This is a genomic window from Bradyrhizobium sp. USDA 10063, from assembly GCF_054063735.1.
Window position 1 is genome coordinate 7,320,094 of the sequence record NZ_JBSSGP010000002.1, and the last position, 26,137, is coordinate 7,346,230.

The 26,137-nt window shown below is 61.2% G+C and carries 27 protein-coding genes; 16 read left to right on the forward strand and 11 right to left on the reverse strand.

What is annotated here, in order from left to right; all coding sequences use genetic code 11:
• Positions 1 to 77: 77 nt before the first annotated feature.
• Entirely contained in the window at positions 78 to 1,766 is a 1,689-nt protein-coding gene (locus ACVJGD_RS36505; RefSeq protein ID WP_456638736.1) for an arylsulfatase, read from the reverse strand.
• A 947-nt stretch (positions 1,767 to 2,713) separates the two neighbouring features.
• On the opposite strand from ACVJGD_RS36505, the gene ACVJGD_RS36510 reads away from it, so the two are divergent.
• From ACVJGD_RS36510 to ACVJGD_RS36525, 4 genes are all read left to right on the forward strand, one after another.
• Entirely contained in the window at positions 2,714 to 3,160 is a 447-nt protein-coding gene (locus ACVJGD_RS36510; RefSeq protein ID WP_456638737.1) for a helix-turn-helix transcriptional regulator, read from the forward strand.
• Between the two features lie 3 nt (positions 3,161 to 3,163).
• Positions 3,164 to 3,535: a hypothetical protein gene (locus ACVJGD_RS36515; RefSeq protein WP_456638738.1), complete on the forward strand. Its 372-nt coding sequence runs from the start codon at positions 3,164 to 3,166 to the stop codon at positions 3,533 to 3,535.
• Positions 3,536 to 3,664: 129 nt separating this feature from the next.
• On the forward strand, positions 3,665 to 3,796 hold the full coding sequence (locus tag ACVJGD_RS36520) for a hypothetical protein (protein ID WP_456638739.1): 132 nt from the start codon (positions 3,665 to 3,667) through the stop codon (positions 3,794 to 3,796).
• A gap of 247 nt (positions 3,797 to 4,043) precedes the next feature.
• Positions 4,044 to 5,384 (forward strand): phage/plasmid primase, P4 family, encoded by a 1,341-nt coding sequence (locus tag ACVJGD_RS36525; RefSeq protein ID WP_456638740.1) that lies wholly within the window; start codon positions 4,044 to 4,046, stop codon positions 5,382 to 5,384.
• Between the two features lie 205 nt (positions 5,385 to 5,589).
• Here the strand turns inward: ACVJGD_RS36525 and ACVJGD_RS36530 are convergent, their stop codons facing one another.
• On the reverse strand, positions 5,590 to 6,165 hold the full coding sequence (locus ACVJGD_RS36530; RefSeq protein WP_456638741.1) for a hypothetical protein: 576 nt from the start codon (positions 6,163 to 6,165) through the stop codon (positions 5,590 to 5,592).
• 17 nt (positions 6,166 to 6,182) lie between these two features.
• On the opposite strand from ACVJGD_RS36530, the gene ACVJGD_RS36535 reads away from it, so the two are divergent.
• Both ACVJGD_RS36535 and ACVJGD_RS36540 read left to right on the forward strand, forming a co-directional pair.
• Entirely contained in the window at positions 6,183 to 6,611 is a 429-nt protein-coding gene (locus ACVJGD_RS36535; protein ID WP_456638742.1) for a hypothetical protein, read from the forward strand.
• A 238-nt stretch (positions 6,612 to 6,849) separates the two neighbouring features.
• On the forward strand, positions 6,850 to 7,524 hold the full coding sequence (locus tag ACVJGD_RS36540) for a recombinase family protein (RefSeq protein WP_456638743.1): 675 nt from the start codon (positions 6,850 to 6,852) through the stop codon (positions 7,522 to 7,524).
• A gap of 216 nt (positions 7,525 to 7,740) precedes the next feature.
• Here the strand turns inward: ACVJGD_RS36540 and ACVJGD_RS36545 are convergent, their stop codons facing one another.
• Entirely contained in the window at positions 7,741 to 7,866 is a 126-nt protein-coding gene (locus ACVJGD_RS36545) for a hypothetical protein (RefSeq protein WP_456638744.1), read from the reverse strand.
• On the reverse strand, positions 7,863 to 8,489 hold the full coding sequence (locus tag ACVJGD_RS36550) for a hypothetical protein (RefSeq protein WP_456638745.1): 627 nt from the start codon (positions 8,487 to 8,489) through the stop codon (positions 7,863 to 7,865). The genes ACVJGD_RS36545 and ACVJGD_RS36550 overlap by 4 nt, the downstream gene beginning before the upstream one ends.
• A 284-nt stretch (positions 8,490 to 8,773) precedes the next feature.
• Here ACVJGD_RS36550 and ACVJGD_RS36555 point away from each other — a divergent pair, with 284 nt between their 5' ends.
• The 3 genes from ACVJGD_RS36555 to ACVJGD_RS36565 all read left to right on the forward strand — a co-directional run bounded on the left by ACVJGD_RS36555 (position 8,774) and on the right by ACVJGD_RS36565 (position 11,829).
• On the forward strand, positions 8,774 to 9,829 hold the full coding sequence (locus ACVJGD_RS36555) for a class I SAM-dependent methyltransferase (protein WP_456638746.1): 1,056 nt from the start codon (positions 8,774 to 8,776) through the stop codon (positions 9,827 to 9,829).
• Between the two features lie 108 nt (positions 9,830 to 9,937).
• Positions 9,938 to 10,084, forward strand: coding sequence for a hypothetical protein (locus ACVJGD_RS36560; protein WP_456638747.1), 147 nt, complete (start codon positions 9,938 to 9,940; stop codon positions 10,082 to 10,084).
• Complete coding sequence (locus ACVJGD_RS36565; RefSeq protein ID WP_456638748.1) at positions 10,081 to 11,829, forward strand: hypothetical protein; 1,749 nt, start codon at positions 10,081 to 10,083, stop codon at positions 11,827 to 11,829. Before ACVJGD_RS36560 ends, ACVJGD_RS36565 begins: the two co-directional genes overlap by 4 nt.
• A 249-nt stretch (positions 11,830 to 12,078) precedes the next feature.
• Here ACVJGD_RS36565 and ACVJGD_RS36570 read toward each other — a convergent pair whose 3' ends face one another.
• The 3 genes from ACVJGD_RS36570 to ACVJGD_RS36580 form a co-directional block, all read right to left on the reverse strand.
• Positions 12,079 to 12,363 (reverse strand): hypothetical protein, encoded by a 285-nt coding sequence (locus tag ACVJGD_RS36570; protein WP_456638749.1) that lies wholly within the window; start codon positions 12,361 to 12,363, stop codon positions 12,079 to 12,081.
• Complete coding sequence (locus ACVJGD_RS36575) at positions 12,357 to 12,638, reverse strand: hypothetical protein (protein WP_456638750.1); 282 nt, start codon at positions 12,636 to 12,638, stop codon at positions 12,357 to 12,359. Before ACVJGD_RS36575 ends, ACVJGD_RS36570 begins: the two co-directional genes overlap by 7 nt.
• 68 nt (positions 12,639 to 12,706) lie before the next feature.
• Positions 12,707 to 13,957, reverse strand: a complete 1,251-nt coding sequence (locus ACVJGD_RS36580; protein WP_456638751.1) for a phage major capsid protein — start codon at positions 13,955 to 13,957, stop codon at positions 12,707 to 12,709.
• 625 nt (positions 13,958 to 14,582) lie between these two features.
• On the opposite strand from ACVJGD_RS36580, the gene ACVJGD_RS36585 reads away from it, so the two are divergent.
• Entirely contained in the window at positions 14,583 to 15,599 is a 1,017-nt protein-coding gene (locus tag ACVJGD_RS36585; protein WP_456638752.1) for a P63C domain-containing protein, read from the forward strand.
• A gap of 230 nt (positions 15,600 to 15,829) precedes the next feature.
• Here ACVJGD_RS36585 and ACVJGD_RS36590 read toward each other — a convergent pair whose 3' ends face one another.
• The 3 genes from ACVJGD_RS36590 to ACVJGD_RS36600 all read right to left on the reverse strand — a co-directional run bounded on the left by ACVJGD_RS36590 (position 15,830) and on the right by ACVJGD_RS36600 (position 19,554).
• A complete protein-coding gene (locus ACVJGD_RS36590) occupies positions 15,830 to 17,227 on the reverse strand; it encodes a tyrosine-type recombinase/integrase (protein WP_456638753.1) in 1,398 nt (465 codons plus the stop codon).
• Between the two features lie 706 nt (positions 17,228 to 17,933).
• On the reverse strand, positions 17,934 to 18,125 hold the full coding sequence (locus ACVJGD_RS36595) for a hypothetical protein (RefSeq protein ID WP_456638754.1): 192 nt from the start codon (positions 18,123 to 18,125) through the stop codon (positions 17,934 to 17,936).
• The gene (locus ACVJGD_RS36600; RefSeq protein ID WP_456638755.1) at positions 18,109 to 19,554 is read right to left on the reverse strand and encodes a helix-turn-helix domain-containing protein; all 1,446 of its coding nucleotides are present in this window, start codon (positions 19,552 to 19,554) and stop codon (positions 18,109 to 18,111) included. The genes ACVJGD_RS36595 and ACVJGD_RS36600 overlap by 17 nt, the downstream gene beginning before the upstream one ends.
• A 201-nt stretch (positions 19,555 to 19,755) precedes the next feature.
• On the opposite strand from ACVJGD_RS36600, the gene ACVJGD_RS36605 reads away from it, so the two are divergent.
• The 3 genes from ACVJGD_RS36605 to ACVJGD_RS36615 all read left to right on the forward strand — a co-directional run bounded on the left by ACVJGD_RS36605 (position 19,756) and on the right by ACVJGD_RS36615 (position 22,440).
• Entirely contained in the window at positions 19,756 to 21,393 is a 1,638-nt protein-coding gene (locus ACVJGD_RS36605; RefSeq protein ID WP_456638756.1) for an isocitrate lyase, read from the forward strand.
• A 73-nt stretch (positions 21,394 to 21,466) separates the two neighbouring features.
• Positions 21,467 to 21,676: a DUF4170 domain-containing protein gene (locus ACVJGD_RS36610; protein ID WP_028167478.1), complete on the forward strand. Its 210-nt coding sequence runs from the start codon at positions 21,467 to 21,469 to the stop codon at positions 21,674 to 21,676.
• Positions 21,677 to 21,882: 206 nt separating this feature from the next.
• Positions 21,883 to 22,440 (forward strand): hypothetical protein, encoded by a 558-nt coding sequence (locus ACVJGD_RS36615; protein ID WP_456638757.1) that lies wholly within the window; start codon positions 21,883 to 21,885, stop codon positions 22,438 to 22,440.
• A gap of 5 nt (positions 22,441 to 22,445) precedes the next feature.
• Here ACVJGD_RS36615 and ACVJGD_RS36620 read toward each other — a convergent pair whose 3' ends face one another.
• Positions 22,446 to 23,333 (reverse strand): metallophosphoesterase family protein, encoded by an 888-nt coding sequence (locus ACVJGD_RS36620; protein WP_456640488.1) that lies wholly within the window; start codon positions 23,331 to 23,333, stop codon positions 22,446 to 22,448.
• A gap of 145 nt (positions 23,334 to 23,478) precedes the next feature.
• Between ACVJGD_RS36620 and ACVJGD_RS36625 the strand changes: the two genes are divergently transcribed.
• Genes ACVJGD_RS36625 through ACVJGD_RS36635 form a run of 3 tightly spaced genes read left to right on the forward strand, consistent with a single transcriptional unit; the run spans position 23,479 to position 26,102 of the window.
• Positions 23,479 to 23,955 (forward strand): NUDIX domain-containing protein, encoded by a 477-nt coding sequence (locus ACVJGD_RS36625; protein ID WP_456640489.1) that lies wholly within the window; start codon positions 23,479 to 23,481, stop codon positions 23,953 to 23,955.
• 57 nt (positions 23,956 to 24,012) lie between these two features.
• Entirely contained in the window at positions 24,013 to 25,158 is a 1,146-nt protein-coding gene (locus ACVJGD_RS36630; protein ID WP_456638758.1) for a hypothetical protein, read from the forward strand.
• Positions 25,158 to 26,102 (forward strand): glycosyltransferase family 2 protein, encoded by a 945-nt coding sequence (locus ACVJGD_RS36635; protein ID WP_456638759.1) that lies wholly within the window; start codon positions 25,158 to 25,160, stop codon positions 26,100 to 26,102. Before ACVJGD_RS36630 ends, ACVJGD_RS36635 begins: the two co-directional genes overlap by 1 nt.
• Positions 26,103 to 26,137 lie beyond the last annotated feature (35 nt).

Consider the following 26,137-nt stretch of genomic DNA (forward strand, 5'->3'; position numbering starts at 1 on the left):
GTTATCCTCGCCGCCAGTTCGCTGTGGGTTGCGGACGCTCTCCAGAGAACGCCCGCAACCGTTCATGAATCGGCTCGCTACTGGCCTCGTTGTGACCTGATCTTCTCCTCAATTTCTTGTTTCACGGCTTCAAGGTTGAAGCTCGCAGGCGCCTGCATGGGAGGATACTCGATGGCGGTTTGCGCCAATCTGGCGACCTCCTGTTGGACCAGCACGAAGCGCCAGAACTCGCGGGCCATGAAATCATTCATGTAACCTCCGCCCATATTGTTCAGGTTTTCGCCGCGGATTGACGGCGTCCGCTCAAACGGGTCCTGGCGGATGTTGACCATGGTTGGCATATCGGTCGTGTCTTTTTCGCCCGGCCATCCGTATGGCTGCTGGAAGAACTGAAACTTGAAGTTGTCGTGGCGAAGCGCACCGAGATGCGGACCGGCGAAGTAGAAGATCTCATGGCGAGCGGAGGGTCCTTTGCCCGTCAGCAGATCCAACTGATTGTAACCGTCCAGGTGATTCTTGTAGGTACGCCCTCCCAACGAGACGCCCTTGAGAAGCTGGTCGGTAATGTTCGGGTTTCCTGCTGCAGCGGTCAGTGTCGGGAACCAATCGAGCCCCGAGAAGATGCCGTTTTCTACTGAACCCGGCTTAACGCGCCCCGGCCAGCGGATGATGGCCGGCACGCGGAAGCCGCCTTCGTAGCTGGTTCCCTTGGTAGCCTTGAACGGGGTCATGCCGCCATCCGGCCAGGTGAACACCTCGGCACCGTTGTCCGTCGTGAAGATCACGATGGTGTTGTTGGTTTCCCCGATGTCGTCGATATGTTTGAGCAGAGCGCCGACGCTGTCGTCCATCTGAGCCATGCCGGCTTCCTCGAGACCGTAATTCGTGTCGTTGTTCTGCATCGCGCTGTACTTCTTCGACAGGAACGTCCAGACGTGCATGCGCGTCGTGTTGTGCCAGACGAAGAAGGGTTTGCCGTCGCGCTTGGCCTTGTCCATGAAGTCACTGGAGGCTTTGACCAATACCTCGTCGAAGGTGGTCATGTCGTACTTCGCCTTGAGAAATGGCAGATCGTGCATATTCGGCACGTTCGACATATCAGGGAACGGCGGCAGCGGCCCCTCGTCGACGATCCTTTGCTTGCCGATCTTGCCCCAGCGCGGCATCTCGGTGGGGTCGTCCTTGTCCGTCGCGTAGCTGTGGATCAGGCTGCGCGGGCCGTACTTGTTGTAGTAATCCTGGTTGGCTGGGAACGAGTACCAGTACGGGTCGGACATCGCGTCGAGGTGATATAGATACCCGAAGAACTCGTCGAACCCGTGCACCGTCGGCAGATATTTGTTGAGATCGCCGAGGTGGTTCTTGCCGAACTGTCCGGTTGCGTAGCCGAGCGATTTGAGCACGGTAGCGAGTGTGACGGCCTGGTCGGGTATGCCGACATCGGCACCGGCCTGGCCGACCGTCGTCAATCCGGTACGGATCGGCAACTCGCCGGTGATGAAGTTGGCACGCCCCGCCGTGCAGCTCGCTTCGGCGTAGTAGTCGGTGAACATCATGCCTTCAGACGCCAGCTTGTCGAGATTGGGCGTCTTGCCGGACATCATGCCGCGGTGATAGGCGCCGATGTTGAACCAGCCGACATCGTCACCCATGATGACAAGGATGTTGGGTTTCTGCGCCTGCTGGGCAGAGGCGGGAACGCTGGCCATCGTTGCGGCGGCGCACAGCACGACAAGAGCGCCCCAGATTACTCTGAACATGCTCATGGTTACTTTCCTCGATGTTGGCCGCCGAAGCCTGGGCCGCGGCCATCGCCCAACTCCACCCACCGACCGTCTTTGCCTTGGCCGATCCACGCGGGACAACGTCTCGGGCAATCCGGTCGGATGCCTTGCGGATGGCAGATTGGTCGAAGCGCCCTGGATGCGCTATGCGGTTCCGGCAAGTTCTGGATGTTCGCCGATCGCGTTGCGTTCAAAACGAAAGATCGCCGCGGGGTTGGCCCGGTTACCCTTCGATATCGGCCCCGTAGATTCCGCTATGTCCGTTCGGCTGTTGCCTGCTTCGCTACGGGCGCAAGGACGATATCGACGCGCGGGTGCGACACAACGACCCGACGGGCAAATCACCCAAAAGTCTGTCCAGCCTTTCGCACAAAAATAAATCGCTTAACCCGTCGGGCAAATCAGCACTATGACTCCGCGCGTCTCAGCGCGAATGAGGGGCGGGTCGCGATCGTCACGAACGTTGCGGTGAGATGCGGTGGACGCGATGGGTGTGACTGACGAGCACGCCCATCACGGACGGCGAAGTCGTGTGGTTCTGGCGTCCAGCGCTTTTTTCGTCGTCGCATCAGCGAAGAAAACGTTTCGCGCGCAAGGGCTTCGCGCAGATTGGCGGTGGTGCGCTGATTCCGCCTGCCGGCGCGCAGGCCCCAATAGGCCCTATTTCACGCAAATGTCGCGCCTTGGGTGCATGCGTGTAGACCGTGCAACGGTAGGCTGCTGGCGATAGCCAATCAAAAATTAGATTAACAAAATCAATTACTTGCGCGAGTTTCTGGTTGACGGCGTCGCGATGTCGCGCAATGATCCGCGCATCGGTCCGGCCGCAGATGCCGTCGGATCGATTTCATCGCGAGGGCGGCCCACAGCCCTTGGCGCAAACCGGCAAACACCCTTCTCACTCGCCAATCTGTTTTGGGAGGCCAATCATGGTTGCCCGCCAGAAGCTGCCGCGTCGCCGTCGCGACGAGCCGCTGATCGATCCCGCGCGCGACGCCGCGCCTGAGACCGGCGGTCCGCGCAAGATGCTGACATGGCCGGAAGTGCTGGCGCTGGTGCCGCTATCTGAGACGACGATCTGGCGGATGCAGGAGCGTGGCGAGTTTCCGAAAGCGACGTTCATCTCACCGGGCCGGTCGGTGTTTTTTGAGGACGAGATCATCGCGTGGCAGCAGGCGCTCGCGAGCCAGCCGCGCCTGCTGCGACGACGCAAGGCCGGTCCCGGCCGGCCGCGCACAAAGAAGCCGACGGAATTGCCAGCAAATGGCCGGCCTGCTGGCCAAGAGCTGGCGGCGTTACCTGATCGCGACCCGACGATGGCGCGAGATCGATCAAGGCGCGCACGCACAAAGAAGCCAGCGGACGTCGAGGCGTGAGCCATGACGGTGCACGTCGTGCCATGCGCAGTGCGTGTTGCGATAATGGAGAAACCTAACATGCCCGAGAACATCGATACCGGACTCGCTGATCTGGTCAGGGAAGTCAAGGAGACGCGCGAGACCCTGCACAGGCAGGACACCGAGCGTCAGGCGCTGATCGACGAACTGAAGAAAGATCTTGCAACGCATTCGAAGTCGTCAAGCGACACGCAGGCCAAGCTGCAGCAGGTGTACGACGATCTGCGCGAGATCGTGGGCAATTTGCCGACGATAGAGCGCTTGGCCAAGCTGGTCGTTGCGACTGTCGCCAAGTGCGAGACGCTGGAGGAGCGCTTGGCCAAGCTGGAAGGAGGAACGCGGGATGGTGAATGAGCAACCAGTCGATGGAGATAATCAGCGGCTCGTGCGGATGTTCGCGCGAGACCATGGACTGGATCGCCGCCGTGCTCGGCATGACCGAGGCGCAACCGGTCCGCGCGAATCTGGACATGGATGTGCTGGATGGCGCGCGGTCGCTGGATCGAGGTCAAGACACCGGATCAGGTCGAGACCTGCGGGTCGCTGTCCGACGCGTATCCAGCGCGCTTTTTCGAGGCCGTCGTGATCGCCGCCAATGACCCTTACGACCTGTGAAGGCGGTCGATGATCGCATCGAACTGCAAAAGGAGATCGCACATGACAGAGGGGACCGGCGCTATGCCGAGCAAACAGTAGAAGGCCGCACGCGCGGGGCGAAACGCGCGGGCGGCCAACAGAAGCCGGGACACGGCTGACGACGACTGACAGTGTCGGCCATATAGCATTAATCGAGTTAGGCTTCCAAGGTTCGTTTCGTTTTTCGCCCGCGCGGTGGCCTCGCAGCCAAGCGAGGACGTGACCAATGCCTGACGACGACAATGTGGTCCCGATGCCGACCGGCGGTAAGCTGGCCGATCGCTCCGAACAGGGCGTGATGCGGGAGTTCATCAGGCGCAGCAAAGAACGTCTGAGATATCACCACCAGCGCAAGCAATGGTTCGTCTGGCACGACAATTACTGGAAAGCCGACGGCAAGCAGCTGGCATTTGCCGACGCACTCGACCTGTGCCGCGAGATCAAGGACAAGCCGGCGCAGAAGGTGCGCTTTGCAGCCGCCGTCGAGCTGGCGGCGCGCGCCCAGGTGGAAGTCGCAACCGAAGCCGATGAATGGGATCGTGACCGTCTGCTGGTCGGCACGCCGGATGGCGTGGTCGATCTGCGCACCGGAGAAATGCGCGGCGGGCGCCCGTGCGATCTGATCAGCAAGGTGACGCTGGTGTCGCCGTCTGATGACGCCGAATGCCCGGTGTTTGATGAGTTCATCGCGTTTGCGCTTGATGGTGACGCCGACAACATCGCTTTTCTCGATCGTTATCTCGGCTACTGCCTGACCGGCCTGACCTGCGAGGAATTTCTGCTGTTCCTCTACGGCAAGGAAGGCACCGGCAAAGGCACGCTGACTAAGACGGTGATGAACATCATGCATCAATATGCGCGGGCGGTGCCGATCGAGATGTTTACTGACAAGTCGACGAAGCAGGAATACTACCGCGCTGATCTTTCCGGCTATCGCTTTATCGTCGCATCCGAGCCCGCGAAGGGGGCGGCGTGGAATGAGGCATTCGTCAACGAAGCAACCGGCAGCGACATCATGAGCGGGCGCCATCCGAGCGGAAGGCCGTTCGATTTTGATCCGACGCATAAGCTGGTGATCCACGGCAACGCCGTGCCGGACCTGAAGGCTGCGGCCTCCGGATTGAAGCGGCGGCTCGGTATCCTGCCGTTCAGTCGGGTGCCGAACAATCCGGACCACGGCCTGAAGGAAAAACTGCGGGCGGAATATCCGGCGATCCTGCGGCGGATGATCAACGGCTGTCTCGCCTACCAGCGGCAGGGACTTGCGATCCCGGCCAACGTGCGCGCGGCAACGAGCGAGTATTTTGAACGCCAGGACAGGCTGAGCCGTTTCGTCGCCGACGAATGCGATCTGCTGCCGACCGCGCGCGAGCGCGCGGGCGTGATGCTGCAGGCCTACAATCAGTGGGCCGACCACAACGGCGAACGCCGCCTCAACGCCAGCGGCTTCCACGACCTGATCGAAAACGCCAGCGATCCGACGATCCGGAACGCGACCGGGCACGCGCGTGCCAGCTTCGTGCAGGGACTGGTGCTCAAATCAAAGAACGGAAAGTGGCATGGGTGAAGGATGGTGAGGGTTCTTTACGGCATTCTCTACGCGCGCGCGTAGGACAGCTATAGGTTTTATCCCTCACCATCCCTCACCATCGCTGAAATCATTCGGAAAAATCGCGAGAGTGCCGCCGCTATCGCGGCGGGATCAGCGCCTGACGGCGCTGCGCACATGGAACAAAGGGCCGGGCAGCTGCATCCGTCCCATGCGCGCCTTTTCAATTCGACGCGGCGGCACTCGTAGGAACACAGGTTCGCGTCGCGGCCACGAATGATTTATTTTTCACGCCAGCATGACATTCGACTTCGTCCGCAATCTTGATGCTTTGCGCGCCAAAAAAGGTTACCAGCGCGCCACACACGGTCGCGAAAATCTGGTCGAGCAACACGCCAGGCTCGACGTGTTCGAATTGCACCGCGCCGGACTGTTGATCGGGAATCGCGTCACGATCGCGATCGGCGATCAGCAGCAGACGATACTGATCGAGCAGGAAGCTTGGCGACGCGACGATCGGTTGCGTCCGAACTTTCTGTGTCCCGCATGTGGTCGCCGCTGCTGGCGTCTGCACGAGAAAAGCGGACTGTTCATCTGTAGACTTTGCGCCGGATACGACTACGCGTCTCGCCGTCTCAACCGCTTCGATCCGGCGTTCAATCGCGTGCTGCGGCTGAAGCGCAAGCTGGCCGCCAATCCGCGCTGTCGCAACGCCGCCGAGATCAGAACCGAAATCCGGCGCGGCGAGCGCGCGCTTGCGAAAAACCTGCGGCGGGTGTTGGCTGCGCTGGCGAAGCACGCCAGAGGTCTCGAATCATGAGCGATGTTGTTGAACTGAGCAGCGACGAGATCAGCGAGCAGATTCTCAAATTGCGCGTCGCTGGAAGCAGCGCGCGCGACATTGCCAAGCACTTCGGCATTTCGGTTGCAGAGGTGAACCGCAAGCTCGACGCCGCGCTGGGTACGATCGATAACAGGGCGCGCTCGCGCCAGCTCTTGCTCGATCTTGCGCTGATGACACACCTGCAGCGTCCGTTCGTGAAGCTGGCGATGCAGGGCGACGTGGCGGCGGCTGCTTTGGTTCTCAAGATCGCCGAGCGCCGCGCCGCCTATCTCGGGCTCGACGTGCCGACAAAGCTCGACATCGTGCAGCAGGTGCAAAGCCACCAGCCAAATTCGACCGAACGCATCCGTGGCGCGCTCGATCGCTTGATCGGGCCACAACGGCACGATCCGCCGGCCTAGCCGCACCAGTGCGGCCGATCGGAAGGCCCACCACGGGCCGCCTAAATCGATCCCAGGGCCTATCCGACAAAATATTTGATTGGCAGAACAGCAGCTTGGCGCTGTTGGTTCCGGGCGTGGAACTTGGAACGAAGTTCTGCTGCTCGCCGTAGAAGGATTTTCCGCACGCATTGAGGCTGTCGCACCTGTGCGCTACATGTAGATGACCGTTTACATGGTGCAACCAGGGAACCGTCAAATGCCGTTACTGTCCATCTCCTATATTCGCGTCTCGCGAGAGAAGCAGGGTCGCAGCGGGCTAGGGTTGGAAGCACAGCAGGCCGCGATCCGTTCATTCTGTGCCGCGCACGGCTATCAGATCGCAGCCGAATACCGCGAGGTCGAGACCGGCAAGGGGCACGATGCCTTGGAGAGAAGGCCACAACTGGCCGCAGCCATGCAGGCCGCGCGCAAGCTCGGCACCGGCACCAAGCGCAAACACGACGCTGCGCCGGTCATTGTCGCTAAGCTCTGTCGCCTGTCGCGCGACGTCGCTTTCATCTCCGGCTTGATGGCAGAGCGCGTGCCGTTCATCGTCGCCGAGCTTGGTCCCGACGTTGATCCGTTCATGCTGCACATCTACGCGGCGGTGGCAGAGAAAGAACGCAACACAATCGGCGAACGCACCAAAGCGGCGCTGGCAGCGGCGAAGGCGCGCGGCGTCGTGCTCGGCAGTCCGACCATAGCGGCCAGCAACCGGCAAGCTGCTAACGCGCATGCGGAATCGCTGCGTGCCATCATCGAGCCGATCAAGCACCTATCGACCCGCCGCATCGCCGCGATCCTGAACGAAGACGGCCACACCACGCAGCGCGGCGGCGAGTGGTCATCGGTCACGGTCATGCGCCTGCTTGATCGTCTCAAGCTGCGTTAAGGATCGAGCCGGGGGGTTGAATCGCCGGGCGCGAAGTCTCTCTCGAGGCGCTGGGGGAATATGCGCGCCAGACGATTTGGAAATTCCGGTAAGCTGCGAACCCTGCACTTACAGTTTGCGCGGCTTTGACGTGGGTCGGATTCGGACCCGGTTAGTCAGTTCACTTTTTACTCACGTGATCTGGTCACGACACCGATTGCGCGCGCCGACTCTCGCTTAAATGGCGCGCCGCTTAAGATTGAGCGAGACCACGAGCGCCGGCGGATCGTTGCCGGCGTAGCTGCGGGTCGCACGTCGCCGGCCGTGCCGATGCGTGCTTTGCGCCCGACGGTGAGCTTTCATTTTGTCTCGTGGAGTATTCCTCTGATCACGTCGGACATGACTGGTGGAGGTCGGATGCCCTGCATCAGGGCAGCCAGCAGACCGGCGAAACGGAGAAACATGAATGGGCTTAGGTACACAAGCGCCAATCTCGAGATCGCTTCTTTGTTCTGGTTGTTTGTTGCGCCCATGAAAAGATCGCGCTGCAGGTAGATGCCATCGCCCTGCTTATCGAGATCAGCGGTAGCGTCAAAAATCGATTTGGACATCCGACCGACGTTGTGCGCGTAGTAGTTTCGGAGCTTGGCAACGGCGCGAATAAATCTGGCCTGTTGATCGCTGATCAGTTCGCTCTCAAGCGCAAGCCTAACTTTCGCATCAAAGTTTGCGCCTGTTACGAAGTCAGCCAACGCTTCCCCGCCAGGGAAGGCGACCTTCGGATGCTTAAGCGCTCTTGTGACAGATTCTTCGAGCGCCTCATTTAGCAGAGGCTCGATTGTCGCATGCATCTTGACAATCGCAAGGTAGTCGGTGTCATGCCGGATATCGCCCAGCGTGCCGGCCGCGACGCCAAGATGCTGCTCGGCATCCCTGATTGTGGGCTCGATCGAGCGGAACAATTCTTCTAGGTCGGTCGTGCTCACGCTTGCCTCCGGTGTCTAGCTCCGCGATGTGCCGTGCGGACGTGTGTGTCAACATTTGTATTCGTGATGACCGCGCCGCAGAAGCACCGCGCGATACCATCCGGGCTGCTGGTTGGCAGCGGCGAGCCTGCCATGCCTGCGCGAACTCGGTTCGGGCCTCGTCGAAAGTGAAAGTTTTTCCGGGGGCCCTGTGCCGTCTTGTTCGCCCGAACGCGACGCCAAGGTCGGCCATGGGGTTGCTCGGGGTGGTTGTGAGGTGTTAGACATTCGCATTTGGTGGCCGGATGAAGACAATGAACTCAACCCTACTGAATGAGATCAATCGGGAACTTCCAAAGGGTGTCGATTGGAAGGCCGGGGCTCGAACGTATGTTCAAGAGGCTATCCATGCTTCGGGTGCCGAAACGATCATATCTTTCGGGCTTACCAAGCCGATGTATCGCCTCAACCCTGGTCCCGATATGCGCGGACTTGAGATGGCGCTACAGTATCTCTTCAACTTCGCCAACGTGCTCAAGCTCCTGCAGCTCCCGGCTGAGTCTCGACTAATGGACGTCGCTTGCGGAGCTGGCTGGATGTCCCACTATCTTAACCGATTTGGCTATCGAACTTTCGGCTTCGACATCTCCTCCGATTTCATTGACCTCGCCAAACGCCGCCTAAAGGAAGACCCCTACCTCAAGATTTCGGCAGAGCGGATCGATGGCATGTTTGCGGTACTCGACATCGAAACTGAATCCCTGGGTCGCGAGCATCTTAACAACTATGATGCCATCGTTCTGGAGAGCTGCTTACATCACTTCTTTGACCCAATAGCCGCACTCTCAAACCTTGCTCCATGTCTCAGGGAAAGCGGAGTAATAGTCTTGATCGAAGGCGAAAACCGCACCGGAGAGATTAAAAAGGTATACCTCGACGAGATGGAAGCGTTCCGCACTATTGAACGTCCCTACGAGCGCTCACAGCTCAAAGAAGTGTTAAAGGCTGCCGGGCTCCCCCACTTTGAGTTTCTCGGTCAGTTAAATGGCTTCTTCTCTGTCGAAGACCCAATCTACGGCGACGCAACCGCCCGCCTTCGTGAAGTTGAACGCGGAATGAACTTGTGCGTGTGCGCAACGAATCGGGCAGCTATCGATCGGTTACTGCCCAACCTTTGCGTTCCGCAATCAGCGCCAATTCCGGAGTCAGATTCGCCAGTTCCATCGGCACCAAATTTTCCTTGGGATGAGCTAGAGTATCTGCGTAAGCGCGAAAGTGAACTCGTGAGGCTCGTTACTGCGATTACGTCATCGAAGGGGTGGCGCGCGTTAGAGTACCTAAAGCGGCTAGCTGGCAGATAAGCCAATCCACCCGACTGCTACTTGCCGAGAGATACGTCGGTCGAGTTTCGCTCTCAAGGAGGGAGCTATTCTTTTGGGGGGCAATGAACAAGAACACGGAGGATGCGGATGTGGATCACTATCATCGCTGGAGCGGCTATCCTTGCCATTCTTGCTTGGTTGGCGATCTCCGTTTCGGGCATAATTTTTCAACGACCGCGCGATATCTCAAACCTCTTCGGCGACAAGAACACGGCATCTGAAAAGAGCGAATGACCTCAGATTCGCGTAGACGATTTTCGCTTCCTGTCGTGGGGGGATATGCGGGAGGCCTCATTGCCTGCTGGCTTCTTCTCGGCTTTGGGCGCATTCGGCCGTTCACCCTGCTTGGGTTCAATAACGATGCGCTCGTAACGCTTGCCTACATAAAGAATTACATCAACTGGAACGGATTTCGGATCAATACGTCGCTGGCCTTTCCCGGCGTCCAGGATAGCGCTTATTTCCCTTCCTTCGACTTCAGCTACCGCGCCTTCATGCGCATTGTGGCCCTTTTTGTCCACGATCCTGCAGCGATCTACTACCTACTCTACGTGGTCGGTATCGCTGCGATGTTCGGGGCAACCGTTTACGCCTTGCGATCGCTGCGCTTCAATCATTGGCTCTCGATCATCGGCGCGGTCGTTTACGTCGTATCGCCATGGCTCATTCTACGGGCACTCAATCATGATTTTCTGGCCCTTTATTTTTCTGTTCCCCTGGGCGCAGCGCTGGCGATGCGCGTCGGCCTAAGTCCAACTGGAAATATCTGGCAACGGCACGGGCGCGTTGGAACCATCGTCTCTTTGTTGCTGATCGCCACATCGGGACTTTATTACGCGTACTTCTCGCTGATGTTCATTGCGTTCATCGGAACCGTCGTGGCGCTTGCCAACCGCACTTGGCGACCAGTCCCAACGATCGCGATCTCAGCCATCATCGTCGTGCCGATCTTGCTCGTTACCGGCTTTGGAAGCGGCCTTCTCGACGTCATCGCGGGCAACATTCCGACAGTGAAACGCGCAGCGGGACAACAGCTCATCCTCGGGCTCAATTTTGCGGAAGCGACCCATCTATTCGACAGCATTCCGTTCTTGCGGTGGGTCCATAGAGAATATATCGACTTCTTCCCTTATCTGAAGTTCCCCAATGACCTTCCGGACTGGCCAGGACTCGCGTTGACCGCAACAATACTGGCTTCGCCGCTGGTCGCGGCTGCGTCTGGGTTCTCGACCGGATCGCGCTCGCATGTTGCATCGCTGATTTTTCTTGCGTCGGCGTGCACGGTGTTTGGAATCATTTACTCCATACAAGGCGGTCTAGCCTACTATGTGAACCTGTTCGTCAATCCCTCAATCCGAGGGACTGACAGGATTATTCCGTTCCTCAGCTTTTTCGCACTCGTCGTGCTGCTCGCTCTTGTTCAAGCTGGCATTGCCGCTCGCTCCGTTGTCTCGATCTCAGGAGCTGTAGCCGTGGTCGCGGCCCTTGTCGTGAGCATGATCCCGAGCATCAACGGGTTAAGGTCCCGGGTGATCGAATTGAATTCTACGCTGGCGAGAAGTGACGCGAATCTGTCCAGCATCAGGAACCTGCTGGCGGCGAAGGATCGAGAGGGTATCACCGCCGTGCTTCAACTTCCTCACGTAGTCTGGCCCGAGGCCGGCCCCATGCGAGGCTTTGATGTTTACTCGCTCATGGGCTACTTTATCTTGGATCGGCCCGGATCAACCACGCGATGGAGTTATGGCGGGTCCGAGAAGCAACCCACCTTCTTGGCGACAGCGCGAGCGATCGAGAACAACAAAACTGGACACCTAGCGGCCGCCGCTGCAAGTCTTGGGTTCGACGGCATCTCGATTGAAAAGCCGCCGTTTCAGGAAGCTGAATGGCGGACGCTTGCGGCCAACGTCAGCGCCGAGGCCTGCAAAGTTTTCGAGGATGATCTACGGATACTGTATGCCGTTCGGCCGTGTCGGTGATCAGTTCGCCGCCGACCTTCAACGGTGGCTTCGCGCGATTTCCTGATCGGACTACATCAAGTGTGTGTTGTTCACGCGCACGCTCTTTCGCGACGTTGATCCGACCGGACCGTCGTCGCGCGCCCTAGACCCAACGTGAAGGTCGCGCGTGGTACGCTGCTCCTTGCACAATCACTCGGGTCTGATCACGATCGCGTAGCGCGCGCAGGCCTCGCGCGCGTCGGTCTCTCTGTTGGTCGCGCTTCGCCTTTACGATCGCCGTTCGTCGATGATCGCCTGCCGCTCAGAATCGAGCGCGCCCATGTTGGCCTGCGCCTTCAGAAGCTCGACGCGCAACTCGCTGCGCACGCGTCCGATCCATCGTTCGAACAGCGCGATCCGCTCATCGACCGTGGTCGGTATTCCGCGTTCACGGAGCAGCCGGTTGAGCGCAATCTGCTCGTCCTCGATGCCGTGCATCGGGCTGTTGCGCGCCTCGGCCACGCGCCGCGCCAGCTCGGCGAAGGTGGATTCGATTTCAGCTTCGCTCAGCATCGGCGCACTCCTTCGCGTCGGCGCCGGATCATGCGCGGCGTCACGACGCGGACTAAATAGTAACCGGCGCGCATGCGCGATACGCTGGCGGCGGAAAGCCGCCGCTCCTCGCAATGCGGCAGCCGATGGCCGTAGAACGGTCCCGGCAGGTCGCCGGTGCCGTGATGATGCCGGCAGTGGCAATATGGGCAATCATCAATCACAAGGCTGCCGCCGCCGATGGCGCGGCAGGCTACCACAGGCGCGCCCGCGCCGGCGGGCATATGTGTGTTCATGTCAACCTCCTCTGATGCTCGGAACGGACCTTGGCTTGGCGGTCGGGCCCGTTTCGTTTTCGCGCGGGTCAGTTGATGCGCAAGAGCCTTGCCGCATTGGTGCAGATCACGCCGCCGCCCAATCTGGCGAACAACTTGAACAGGACGCAGGCGCCACTTGAATATGGGTCGGGCAGAATCGTCAGCGCCCTGCGGTTCACCAGCATGTAGGCCGCTTTCCAGCCGCCGAACGCGACCGCCACGTTACCCGGCGCGACGTCGGGCATGTGCTCGCTGATGATGACCGGACTGCCGTTCAGGAGATAGCGCTCCGGCTGGGTCGGATCGGCCATCATGATCGGGCGGCCGTTGGCGTCGCTCATCGTCAGCGTCAGCGCAAACGTGTTCTGGTTCATCAGATAGGCGCCGCCCGCGCCGTGGTACTGCACCGGCACCTGCCATTTCAGCAGCAGCAAGTCCTGCCACGTAAACTGACCGGCCGGCGAATTGTCCGACGTCTCGCAAACCGGAATGCCCGCCGCCGGATTGAGAATGCCGACCGGCATGCCGATGCCGCTGCCAGTGGCGATGGCGCGTGAGGCGATGCGGCGCACACCCTGCTGCCCCTTCTGCGTGATCCAGTTCTCGATGTTGATGCCGGCGTCGTCCAAAAAGCTGCGCGTCGCGCAGATCAGGCCGCGCAATTCTTCCGGCTTCAATTCCAACTGTCCGAGGCCACGGGCGACGTCGGCGCCAGAGGCATTGACCGCGCAGTCGGTCTCACAGGCCCAGCCGAACAACTCCTCGCCGTCGACGTTGTCGACCAGAAATTGCACCGAGGCGCCGGCGATCGTCATGCTGTCGACCACGCCGGTGAGGTCGCCGGGATCGGTCAAACAACTCAGGATGCGATTACTGATTTCCGGCGGCACCAAGACGCCGATGCCGCCGAGCGAGAACTCGCTTAAAGCTTTGCGCTCCAGGTCGGGCATGCGCGCGAAATCGCCGGCGCGCAGGTAGCTGGTGAACGAGCGCGCTGCGGTCATCGCGGTGTCGATGTCCTGCGAACCGAAGCTGACCGGCGCTATCGCGGTCGCGCCGTTCTTGCACACCAGCCGCGTCGTCAGATAGTCGTGCGCGTGCTTGCGCTCCAGCGCCACGTCATCGCCGCCGTCGAAGCCCGGCCGCTTCAGCCGAAGCAACTCGCCGTTGATCGCACCTTCAAGTCCATCGAGCCGCGCCCGAAACGCATCGACTTCGTCCTTGGTGACGAAGGTCTCATTCAGATGCGCGCGCGTTTGCTGCACCTCGCGCACGAGGTCGGCAAGTCCGTCACTCATGTAGTCCTCCAAACGTCAGTGCGCCCGGCCGGCAGGCGCGGGTTGTCCTCCTTGATCTCCTTTTGGGTGTGGTCGCAGCGAGCATAGACCGAAAATGACGGGTCGGAAATATTGTTGCGCGCCGCAAACGAAATCGACGCACCGACCATTGCGCGACCGATGCGCCGACTCGGACTGACGTTTGGAGGCCGGGCTTTCCGGCGGCGTCAGTGTAGCACAACAACGAGCGGCTGCGCGTGGCGTCGCCCTATCTGCGTCGCCTGAAAAGGTGATCGGCGCGGACGGCAAGAGCTATCCTGCCAAGCGAAAGCAGCAGCCCAGCACAAGAACGATGAATCCGTCGAGGACCGCGCGCCGCGTCTTGTGCTGAATTAAATCGAGGCATGACGATGCAGAGCGCCGCTGCCAAGGCAGGCCTTGTATCAATCGGTGATCCGGCCACGTCTCGCGATGGCGAGGCGCGAGCAAGGCAGCGTCGGCTAAGCGTCGGAAAGACATAGAAAAAAGCAGTGCGAAACGACGGGATTCCCAACTTAACCGGATTCTGTGAAAAATATCAAAAACGTGCTTGCTGAAATCAGCAAGCACGTTTAATGGATTTTCATGCAGCCATCATGAGGATCCAATGATCGACGACACGCCACAGAGCAAGGGCGGCCAAGCGCGGGCCGACAGGCTGAGCACCGATGAAATCCGCGAAATCGCGTCGTCGGGCGGCATGGCCAAAAGCAAGAAGGTCAAGGAGCTGGCGGCTAAGCTGCCCAAGGCTACCCACCAGGGGAAAATGGTGGTTGGTGACCTTGAGCTTGATTGCTACGTGTTGGCCGACGGCCGGCGCCTTTTCCATAAACGAGGTATGGCGCGCGCGCTCGACATGAAGTCGGGCGGCGGCAACGTCTTTCTACGGGCGGTTAAGCGCAAGGGGCTTGGATCCGAAATCAGTGATTCGCTGCTTAAGAAAATTGAAACTCCTATTGTTTTCAAGCCTCTGACACAGGATCTAGCGCACGGCTACGACGCCGATGTGCTGGTTGATGTTTGCAAGGCTGTCATACGGGCCGCCGACGCCGACAAGTTGATCAGCTCGCAAGATGGTTTGGTTGCGCAAGCCCGGATCCTATTACAGGCCTTTGCCAAGATCGGCGTTACCGCCCTCATTGATGAGGCGACCGGCTATCAGCAGGTTCGAGACCCGAACGCGCTGCGGATCCTAGTCCAACAGTATATCGAGGCGGAGAAACGCGAATGGGAAAAGCAATTTCCCGATGAATACTATGATGAACTGAATCGCATCTATGGCAGCAAGCGCTTAACTACCACCGGATCCGGTGCTGTGATCCAAAATCGACCGCAGCACTTTGCCAATTTCACGCGGTCCCATGTCTACCGCCCGCTAGAGAACGGTGCCGTCCTTGAAGAACTCGACCGGATCAATCCGAAAATCGACAAGAAGGGAACTCGCCGGGCACGCTTTCATCAGCATCTTACCCTCGGCTATGGCATCGAGAAATTGAAGCGGCAGGTCGGCGAGGTCATGACGCTGATGAAGGTTTCGGACACCGTCAGCCAGTTCAAGAGGCTTTTCGCAAAACGGTTTCCGCAAAATGGCACGCAGCTTTCATTCTTAGATGATGAAGTATGAACTTTTTGCTTGGCGCTAAGCATTAGCAAGGGCGGTGACCGCAAATCACGGTCGCGCAACGCTACCGTGATCGCGCCACCAAAGCTGCCAGAACCTTGGCGTCACTAAGTTGCAATCGTCGCGGTGGAAGAAGCTGGCGGCGCTGCCGGCAGCCGCCTTCTAGACGGTGCTGCGGCGGGCCAAGCAGGCCGCGAACGAAGCCCGACCGAGAGACCGGGCTTCCGAATTGGTCAGGCGGCGAGACGCAGGTCGGTGTCCGCCTGCTTCCCCGGTGCGGCCTCGCCGATGATCCGCCGAAGCTCGGTCGCCCACGCCTGCAGGACTTCGCGCTTCTCTTTCATCTCGCGACCCTCCGCGTGGACGTAGTGTCTGCCGGTGACGGGTGGTAGCTTGATGCCGTCCTCCGTCGTCACGCGATGATCCAGGCAAAGCGCGATCTTCGACAACGGCTGACCGATCCCACGCGCCCAGCTCGCCGCAGTCCGGCGCAAATCGTGCGGCGTGAACGGCTTCAGCCCGAGCAGCGCGCAGATGCCGGGCGTCTTGACCTTGCCCTTGACCTTGGTGCCGCGTAGCGCGGTCGACATCGCCTTGCGGTGCAGCGGTTGGTCGTCAAGCGGGCTGGCGAACACGTATTGCTTGTTCGATCCCTTGAGCGCTTCCCGAATGATCTCGACCGCGAGGGTCGACAATGGCTGATGGATCACGCGGCGCTTCTTGACCCGCTTGAGCGGCACGTCGAAGCGCGGGCTGCTGCCGTCGAGATCGACCAGCTCGTCACGGTGCGCGCCGAGCAGCTCGGCCGAGCGCAGCATGGTCACCAGCTCGAACTTGAGCGCCAGCCGGGTGCGCCGGTCCCACGGCATGTCGTCGCGGTCGAGGCCATGCCAGAAAACCCTGATCTCTTCCTCGGACAAGACGCGGGTGCGCGGATGCTCGTCGTCGAGCTTCGGCAGGTTCACGCACGGCGAGGTGGTGACGTACTCGCGCCCGGCTTCCGCTGCCCAGTTGAACAGGCCCGACGCTGCGCGGCGCATATGGCGGGCGTTGCTGACTGACGGCTTGCCACCGTGCCTGCCGGCGACGATGTCGTTCGACAGCTCCGCGATGTCATGCTTGGTGACCTCGCTGGCCAGCTTCTTGCCGAGGCGCGGCGACAGGAAGCGGCGCATGTGGCTGGCATATTGCGCCCAGCTCTCGATGCGCGGGCGCATCTCGCCGTCCGGTTTCCTGACCGGGGTTTCCATCCATTCGATCCGCTCCTCGATGATCTCATCGACGGTCTTGCCCTGCTTCGCCCTGTTCGCCTTGTGCGCGCGGAAGGTTTCGGCCATCGCCTCGCCGCCGCGCGCCTTCAGCGCGTAGACCTTGGCGCGGGCATGCTCGACGGTGAAGGTCTCGGGATTATGGATGCCGAGCCACGCGGTGCGCTGGCGGCCGACGGTCCGGTCGGTGAACTTGAAGCAGAAGGTCGCCACGCCAGCGGTGGTGATGCTGACGTAGAGGCCGGGGCACTTGCGATCGTATTTCTTGGTGCGCCGTGCGACGCCCTTCTCGCACAGGCGGTCGGTCAGGATGACGCTGCTGCCCCGTGTGCGCCGGGCGGCGGTTATGCTACGATTGGTCATGGTTTCAGCTCTCCAAAGGGTTGTGGACCATTTGGGCTCGGCTGTGCGTTCTCTCGGTCCGTGGAAGGGTGAGAGGCCGTAGGGCCGGGCCCTGTTTTTGGCAAAGCGCGCGCTGAAAGCCGATCAAGAGGTTAGCGAAAAGCCGCTTGTTTCAAAGGGTTTTGTTGCTTTCAGACGTTTTCGCCTACTTGCAAAATATAGTCGTGTGGTTCTGGCGCCCCGACGCTGGCGCTAAGCTTGCGGGAAGTATCCCGCAGGCGACGGTGGCAAGAAAGCCCGGTCACCGGGAAGAGCACGAAGTAAGCCGTAACACCATCGCGCAGGGAAAGCCGGAGTTGCTTCGGTTGACCTGTGGTCCTACCCCCGTGCTTTTTGTTGCACGGGGCCCACGGGTGCAACCGGCACCCGGCTTTCCCTGCGCCCTCTGTTCGATGAGAGGGTGAAACGAGACGCAAAGCTCGGACGCATCGCGCCGCGAGAACGCGGACTCACATCCCCTCCGCTGTTTGAAATTGAATCCGAATCTCACCCCACGTCGTCCCGGGCTTGACCCGGGACCCATAACCACAGGATGTCGTGATGTGCTCCGCTGTAACCGCTTGTGCTCACGCAACAACGCCTCCCTGTGGTTATGGGTCCCTGCTTTCGCAGGGACGACACCGGTGCGGGTCTTGGGAGAATCGTAAGGGTGCGGACGCCGCGAGCGTTACTTCATCGCTCCGAAGCGGCTGTCGAAGGAGTTTGAGTGCACGATCGGCTGCGAGCCGGCGAGCTGCGCATCCCTGGCTGCCGGCGCGGCTGCGGCGGTCGAGGTGGCCGGCGCGTCGGTGACGGTCGGCTTGAGCGCCGGCTTGGCGGCGCGAGCATGGGATCGTCGATACTCACAATTCCCGCGCATTCGAAAATGCGAACGAGGAGACCCGCCGCGTGTTCTCGTCCAGGATCAGCGTGCGCGTGATCGGCGGCTCGGCGCGCTGGGCGCAGTTCTCGCGCTCGCAGAGGCGGCAGTTGACGCCGATCGGCGTGCCCTCGGCTTTCTCGAGGTCCATGCCGGCGGCGTAGACCAGGCGCGAGGCGTGGCGGATTTCGCAGCCCAGGCTGATGGCAAAGCGCGGCTGCGGCAACGGGTGCGGCGCGATCGGCCGGCGCACCATCTGCGCGATCGAGAAATAGCGCGTGCCGTCGGGCAGCTCGATCACCTGCTTGAGCAGCCGGTCCGGCGTGTCGAAGGTCGAATGCACGTTCCAGAGCGGGCAGGTGCCGCCGAACTTCGAGAACGGAAAGGTGCCGGAGGAGAAGCGCTTGGACACGTTGCCGGCATTGTCGACCCGCAGCATGAAGAACGGCACGCCGCGCGCGTTCGGCCGCTGCAGCGTGGTCAGGCGATGGCAGATCTGCTCGAAGCCGGCATTGAAGCGCTGCGCCAGCACATGCACGTCGTAGCTCAGCGCCTCGGCCGCGGCGAGGAAGACCTGATACGGCATCATCGCGGCGGCGGCGAAATAGTTCGCGAGCGTGATGCGGTAGAGCCGGCGCGACGTATCGTCGAGCGGGCCGGCGCGGCCGACGATGGAATCGATGCTTCCGCCGCATTCCGCAAGCCCGATCTGCAGCGCGAGCTGGAAGGTGCGGCTCGGCGTGTCGACCAGCTCGGAGATCAGGAGCTGCCGGCGATGGCGGTCGAACCGCCGCAGCGTCTCGCGCATCACGTCGACAGGCATGATCCGCGTCACGATCGAATGCTTTTCGCGCAAGCGCGACGAGAGCGCCGCGAACAGCCCGTCGGCGGCCACGTTCAGCTCGTCGCGCAGGTTCTCCGCCGCGGTCTCGAGCTCGGGGAAATAGTTGCGGTTGGCCTCGATCAGGTCGCGCACGCGCTCGATCGGATTGGCCTCGAAGCGGGCGCCCTCGTTGCGGTCGGCCATCTGGGCGGCGACCAGGGTCTCGCCGCGGCGGGCCTCGGTATAGGCGGCGTAGAGCCGCTGCAGCGCATGGGTCACGCCGGGGCAGAGCTCGGCGAGGTCGCGAAGTTCCTGCTTGGGAACGTCGATCTGGCGGAACAGCGGATCGGAGAAGATCTCGTTGAGCTCGGCAAAGAAGCGGTCCTCGTCGGCGGTCGCGAGGTCACGCAGGTCGAGGTCGTAGGTCTCGGCGAGGCGGAGCAGGATCTGCGCCGTCACCGGGCGCTGGTTGCGCTCGATCAGGTTGATGTAGCTCGGGGAAATGCCGAGCCCCTCGGCGATCTGGGTCTGCGACAGCCCCAATTGCTGCCGGATCCGGCGGAATCGGGGGCCGACAAACAGCTTTTTTCCAGCGTCGGCAGGCATGGCAGTGTTCCTGACCTAATTATTTACAAAATTTACAAAATGACATTTAACACAAGAACTCATGTTACATGACATCACCATTCGAATGCAAGGTATCTGTACTATTTCCGGCGCTTCGCGTTTAGCTCCTGACACGCATTTCGCAATGCACTGTCACGAATGTCGATTGAAAGACGAACGGCGAAGACAAGGATCACGCACATGAACTACCAGCCACGTGGGATCAGCGACCGGGCTATCCAGGGACCGGCTTCCTATCTGAGCGAGATTGAAGCCGCCGAAGCACTCCTCAAGACCAAGGACACGTGGAACGGGGTGACCGCCGAAGCCGTGGCGCGCATGCGTCTGCAGAACCGCTTCAAGACCGGCCTCGACATCGCCCGCTACACGGCGGCGCTGATGCGCGCCGACATGGCCGCCTATGACGGCGACCCCACCAAGTACACCCAGTCGCTCGGTTGCTGGCACGGCTTCATCGCGCAGCAGAAGCTGATTTCGGTCAAGAAGCATTTCGGCACGACCGATCGCCGTTACCTGTACCTGTCCGGCTGGATGATCGCCGCGCTCCGCTCCGAGTTCGGACCGCTGCCCGACCAGTCGATGCACGAGAAGACCTCGGTGCCGGCCCTGATCGAGGAGCTCTACACCTTCCTGCGTCAGGCGGATTCGCGCGAGCTGAACGATATCTTCCGCGCGCTCGACGCCGCCCGCAAGGAAGGCGACAAGGCGAAGGAAAAGGCGCTGATCGAGAAGATCGACAACTTCCAGACCCATGTCGTGCCGGTCATCGCAGACATCGATGCCGGCTTCGGCAACGCGGAAGCGACCTATCTGCTCGCCAAGAAGATGATCGAAGCGGGCGCCTGCGCGCTGCAGATCGAAAACCAGGTCTCGGACGAGAAGCAGTGCGGCCACCAGGACGGCAAGGTCACCGTGCCGCATGAGGTCTTCCTGGCGAAGATCCGCGCCTGCCGTCACGCGTTCCTTGAGCTCGGCGTCGAAGACGGCGTCGTCGTGACCCGCACCGACTCGCTCGGCGCCGGCCTCACGCAACAGATCGCCGTGAGCCACAAGCCCGGCGACATCGGCGACCAGTACAACAGCTTCCTGGATTGCGAGGAAGTGACGGCCGCCAACGCTCGGAACGGCGATGTCATCATCAACCAGAACGGCAAGATGATGCGTCCGAAGCGGCTGCCCAGCAATCTCTATCAGTTCCGCCCCGGCACCGGCGAAGACCGCTGCGTGCTGGACTGCATCACCTCGTTGCAGAACGGCGCCGACCTGCTGTGGATCGAGACCGAGAAGCCGCATATCGAGCAGATCGCCAAGATGGTCGATCGGATCCGCAAGGTGGTTCCGAACGCGAAGCTGGCCTACAACAACTCGCCGTCCTTCAACTGGACGCTCAACTTCCGTTGGCAGGTCTACGACGCGATGAAGGAAGCCGGCAAGGACGTCAGCAAGTACAACCGTGCCGAGCTGATGAAAGCGGAATACGACAACACGCCGCTGGCAATCGAAGCCGACGAGCGCATCCGCACCTTCCAGGCCGATTCAGCCGAGCGTGCCGGCATCTTCCATCATCTGATCACGTTGCCGACCTATCACACGGCAGCGCTGTCGACTGATAATCTCGCGAGGGAATATTTCGGCGAGCAGGGCATGCTTGGGTACGTGAAGAACGTTCAGCGCCAGGAAATCCGTCAGGGCATCGCCTGCGTCAAGCATCAGAACATGGCTGGCTCCGACATCGGCGACGATCACAAGGAGTATTTCGCCGGCGAGGCCGCGCTGAAGGCGGGCGGCGTCCACAACACGATGAACCAGTTCGGCTAACGGCGGAATTGATCAGTCTGGGTCTGGTCGGATTCCAGGCGGATCACGCCACTCGGACAACAGGAGACTGATAATGACCACAGGCAGCAATTTCTGGGTGATCGGCGGTGAGTTCGGTTCGATGAACTTCCACAAGCTCGTCGAAGGCTCGGCCCAGGTCAAAGGTCCGTTCAAGACCCGCAAGGAAGCGGAGGACTGCTGGCGCGAAGTGTCGGAAGAGAACCGCCACAAGGCCGGCGTGCGCTTCTCCATCGTGGAAGAGCCCTCCCGCGTCCCGGCCTGAGGCTGCTGCCGGCAGTCGGTGTTTTTTGAAGAAAACGTCCAAGGGCGGACGGCCCCATCCGGATTTCCGGGTGGGGCTGTCTGATTTCGGGACGCCCGTTGGGGATAACTGCCGCGATAACCCCTTGGGAACCAACGGCCTTTGCGGACGTAACGGTTACTGATAGGTTAATAGGCGAACAACCCGTCAGGACGAGGCCGCAAGGGATGTCGGACGCCCAGAATACCGGCAATGCCGCGAGCGATATGCGGCCGACGCTGCGCGAAGCCCTGCGGAAAGCGCGGATCGAGGCGGCCGACCGTACCGGCGTCGTCGTCGAACTGCGCGATGCCGAGGTGGCGCGGCTGGAGATCCTGAACGAGGCGCTCGATCCCTTGTTCGCGCAGGTGCCGGAGAAGGTTGACCTGTTCGACCGCGGCATCAGCCAGGGCGAGACGCCGCGGCTGTGGATCGACGTCGTCGCCCATGTCGTGATGGGGCGCGACAAGCGCGTCTACCGCTTCGTGCAGGACACCCGCTTCGGCCGCATCGTGCTCGCCGAATCGCACGACGTGCCTGTTATCGTCGATGCCGTCACCGACTATGTCGCCCGCCGCATGATCGAGCGCGAGCATGCGATGGTGGCGACCCCCAAGGTGGTGGAGCCGGTGCCCGCCGAGAAGCCGCGGCGCCGCCGCGGGTTCTGGATGTTCGTGCTCGGCTTCATCCTCGGCGCGCTCGCGCTGTTCGCCCTCGCACTGTATGCGAGCCTGCAGAATCTCTAGCGGCGTCACATCAAGCGCGTGTCGCTCAACCGCCCGACCCGCAGGTCGTCGCCGATCCCGCGCACGATCTGCTCGCAGCGCCAAGCATTGCCGTCACGCTCGATCGAAAACAGATTATACGCCGCCGCCGGATAATGATGGCGGGGCAGCGCCGAAGCCGAGGGCACCCCGATCGCCGGGATCTTGCCGTTGGGTCCGTCGAACCACATCGTGGAGTGGATGTGATCATGGCCGTGCAGGATCAATTCCACGCCGTATTGCTTGATGAGATCGAGCAGCTTGTGCGAATCCGTCAACCGCTTGACGCGCGCATCCGAATGCAGGGGATGGTGGACTAGCAGCACGCGGAATGCGCCTTCGGACGACAACCCCGCCAGCATCCGCTCGAGCGCTGCGAGCTGCGCGTGGCCGAGCCAGCCGGTCGCCATCAGGGGCGGCGTCGGCACTGCGGAGGACGTGCCGATCAGGGCCACCGGACCGCGCCGGCGCAGGAACGGAAACGGCGTGGCGCCGTCTGCGTCATCGCCGCGCAGATAGTCGGCAAACATGGTGGCAAAGCGATGCCGGGTCGCCCGCACATAGGCGTCGTGATTGCCGGGAACGACGGTCACGCGATCCGGCGGGCCGACGCTTTCGAGCCAGGCATGCGCTGGCTTGAACTCCGTCTCCAGGGCCAAGTTGACGAGGTCGCCGGTAATCGCGATGTGATCCGGGTGTTGCCCCTGCAGGTCCGCCACCAGCGCGTCCAGCACCTCGCGGCGATGATATTTGTGGCGGTTGCGGGTCCAGTTCAGATAGCCGAAGGCGCGCTTGCCTGCGAGGTCGCGCAGCCGCGCCACCGGCAGCGGCGGCAGATGCGGATCGGACAGATGCGCCAACCGAAACGCCGCCATCATTCCGTCCCTGTTGGCTTGTCCGTGATATACAGCCGCGGCATGGTCATTCCCTGATGGTCCGCATTCTATTGGCAAGCGGGCGCCTTCCGCGCAAGGATCAAACGTCGTTGTCGTTCCAGTCGAGGTTTTCGTGACGATCCTGATGGATTTGCGCAGGCGCTACGAGCCGCAGCTCAGGCGGGTGTTCCACCTCTATTTCCGGCTGGCCCGCGGCATGACGCTCGGCGTGCGCGGGGTCGTGCTCAATCACGAGAACAAGGTGTTCCTGGTCAAGCACAGCTATGTCAGCGGCTGGTACCTGCCGGGCGGGGGCGTCGAGGTCGGTGAGACGCTGATGGAAGCGCTGCGGCGCGAGCTTATCGAGGAGGGGCGCATCGAGCTTGCGGGCAACCCGGTGCTGCACGGCATCTTCCTCAACCGCCACGTCTCCCGCCGCGACCATGTCGCGGTCTATGTCATCAGGCAGTACCGCCAGGACCGCCTGCCGGAGCCGAACCACGAGATCGTGGACACGGGTTTCTTCGATCCGGCGGCATTGCCCGCCGACACCACGCCCGGCACTCGCCTTCGGATCGCCGAAGTGCTCGACGGCGGGGCGCCGATCGCCACATGGCGCTAGCGAGCGCTTGTGTTAGAAGACGCATCCTTGAACATGGAACGCCGCGACAGGGGCCGGATGAAACAATTGAAAACCGCCTTCGGCGTCGTGTTGCTGCTGATCCTGATCAGCAACATCTGGACGATCTCGAAATGGAACGAGAGCCGCGGCGTCTACGATGACATCTGCTATCTCCGCCAGTCGCATCTGTTTCAGCGGTTCGGCGCAAGCGGCCTGGACACGAACATCAGCAGGGATGACGACCGCTATATGTTGCGCAAGCTCGAGGAGATCCACTTTCCGGATCCCGGCGATCCCGCGCGCTTGCCGTGCCATACCTTCACCGCGGCATTGAACAAGGTCGTGCTGCAGTATCCACCGGGCACCGGCTTCGTGCTGGCACTGTTTCCGGCGGGCTTTCAGGTGATCCCGCTCTATGTCGTCGCCTCAGTCGCGATTTTCGCCTTCGCGCTGCTCGGTCTGGCCCGCGCTGCCACGCGTTCCGCTGTCGCGCTCGCCGGCGTGTTCGGCATCGTGGCGCTCTACCTGATGATCAATCCGACCAAGGCGAGCTATTCGGTGGCGCCGACCATGATCGTCTGCGCACTGGCCGGATTCCTGACCGCGCGGCTGTTTGCCAGTGCGAGCGCGCGTCGCATCCTGCTCGCCGCGCTGGTCGGCTTGCTGATCGGGCTCTCCGTGAACTTCCGCCTGCCGAACTTGTTTCTGTCGGCGGGCTATGCGGTTTTCTTCCTCATCGCCTTCCTGCGCGCACGGAACATGAACACCTTCTGGCAGGGTCTTTCGTTCGGCATTGCGTTCCTGATCGGCATGGCGCCGACATTGATCGCGAATGCGATCAATGCGGGAAGCCCGTTCTCGACCACCTATGGCGGCGTCGACGCGGTGCCGCCGGAATTGGATGCGGCCGTCCTGGTGCAATATGTGCGAGATGCACAATTCCCGCTGCTGTTGATTGCGATCGCCTGGGTGGTAGCGTTGTGGCGAACCGGAGGGCGTCTCGCCACAAGACAGATTGTCGTCGTGGTCACGCTCAACCTCGTCATCAACCTGATCTTCTTCATGAGCCATCCCGTCTTCACGCCCTATTACGTGATCCCGATCGTCATGCTGTCACTGTGGACGCTGTTGTTCGCGACTCTGGATCATTGGGCCTCAAAATCCGCGGACGATTTTGGCTTGCCACAAAAGGCGAGTGCCTGATGGTGAGCGAGCATATCTCCTCATTGCGCATCGCGGTGCTTGTGCCGTGCTTCAACGAGGAAGCGGCGATCGGCACCGTGGTCGCCGATTTTCGCAAGGCGCTGCCAGAGGCGCAGGTCTTCGTCTATGACAACAACTCGCGCGACCGCACTGCCGAGATCGCGCGTGCGGCCGGTGCAGAGGTCCGCAGCGAGCGGCGCCAGGGCAAAGGGCATGTGGTGCGGCGGATGTTCGCCGACGTTGACGCGGACATCTATGTCCTGGTCGATGGTGACGCGACCTATGATGCGCCGAGCGCCCCGCGCATGATCGAGGCCGTGGTGAACGATCATCTCGACATGGTTGTCGGCGTCCGGATCGATCAATCCGTGGCTGCCTACAGAAGGGGCCACCGCACCGGCAACCGGATGCTGACCGGCTTCCTGTCCGCCGTGTTTGGCCACGAATTTCGCGACATGCTGTCCGGTTACCGGGTATTCTCACGCCGCTTCGTCAAATCCTTTCCGGTGCTGTCGGACGGTTTCGAGATCGAGACCGAGCTCAGCGTCCACGCGCTGGAGCTGGCGTTGCCGGTCGGCGAGATCGAGACGCCCTATTATGCCCGGCCGGAGGGATCGGTCAGCAAGCTCAACACCTGGCGCGACGGGTTTCGGATTCTCGGAACCATCCTGAGGCTCTACCGCTCGGAAAAACCGTTGCGGTTTTTCACCGTCATCGGGGTGGTTCTCGCGCTGATCTCGATCGTGCTGGCGATCCCGATCGTCATCACCTTCATCGAGGAGGGTATCGTGCCACGGCTGCCGACGGCGGTGCTGTCGACCGGCCTGATGATCGTGGCGATGCTGTCGGTCTCGTCAGGGGTGGTGCTCGATACGGTGACGCGCGGCCGCCGCGAGATGAAGCTGCTTGCCTACCTGTCCCAGCCGGCCATTAACAAGAAATGATGCGGGCGATGGACCGCGCCCGATCCAGGTGCTAT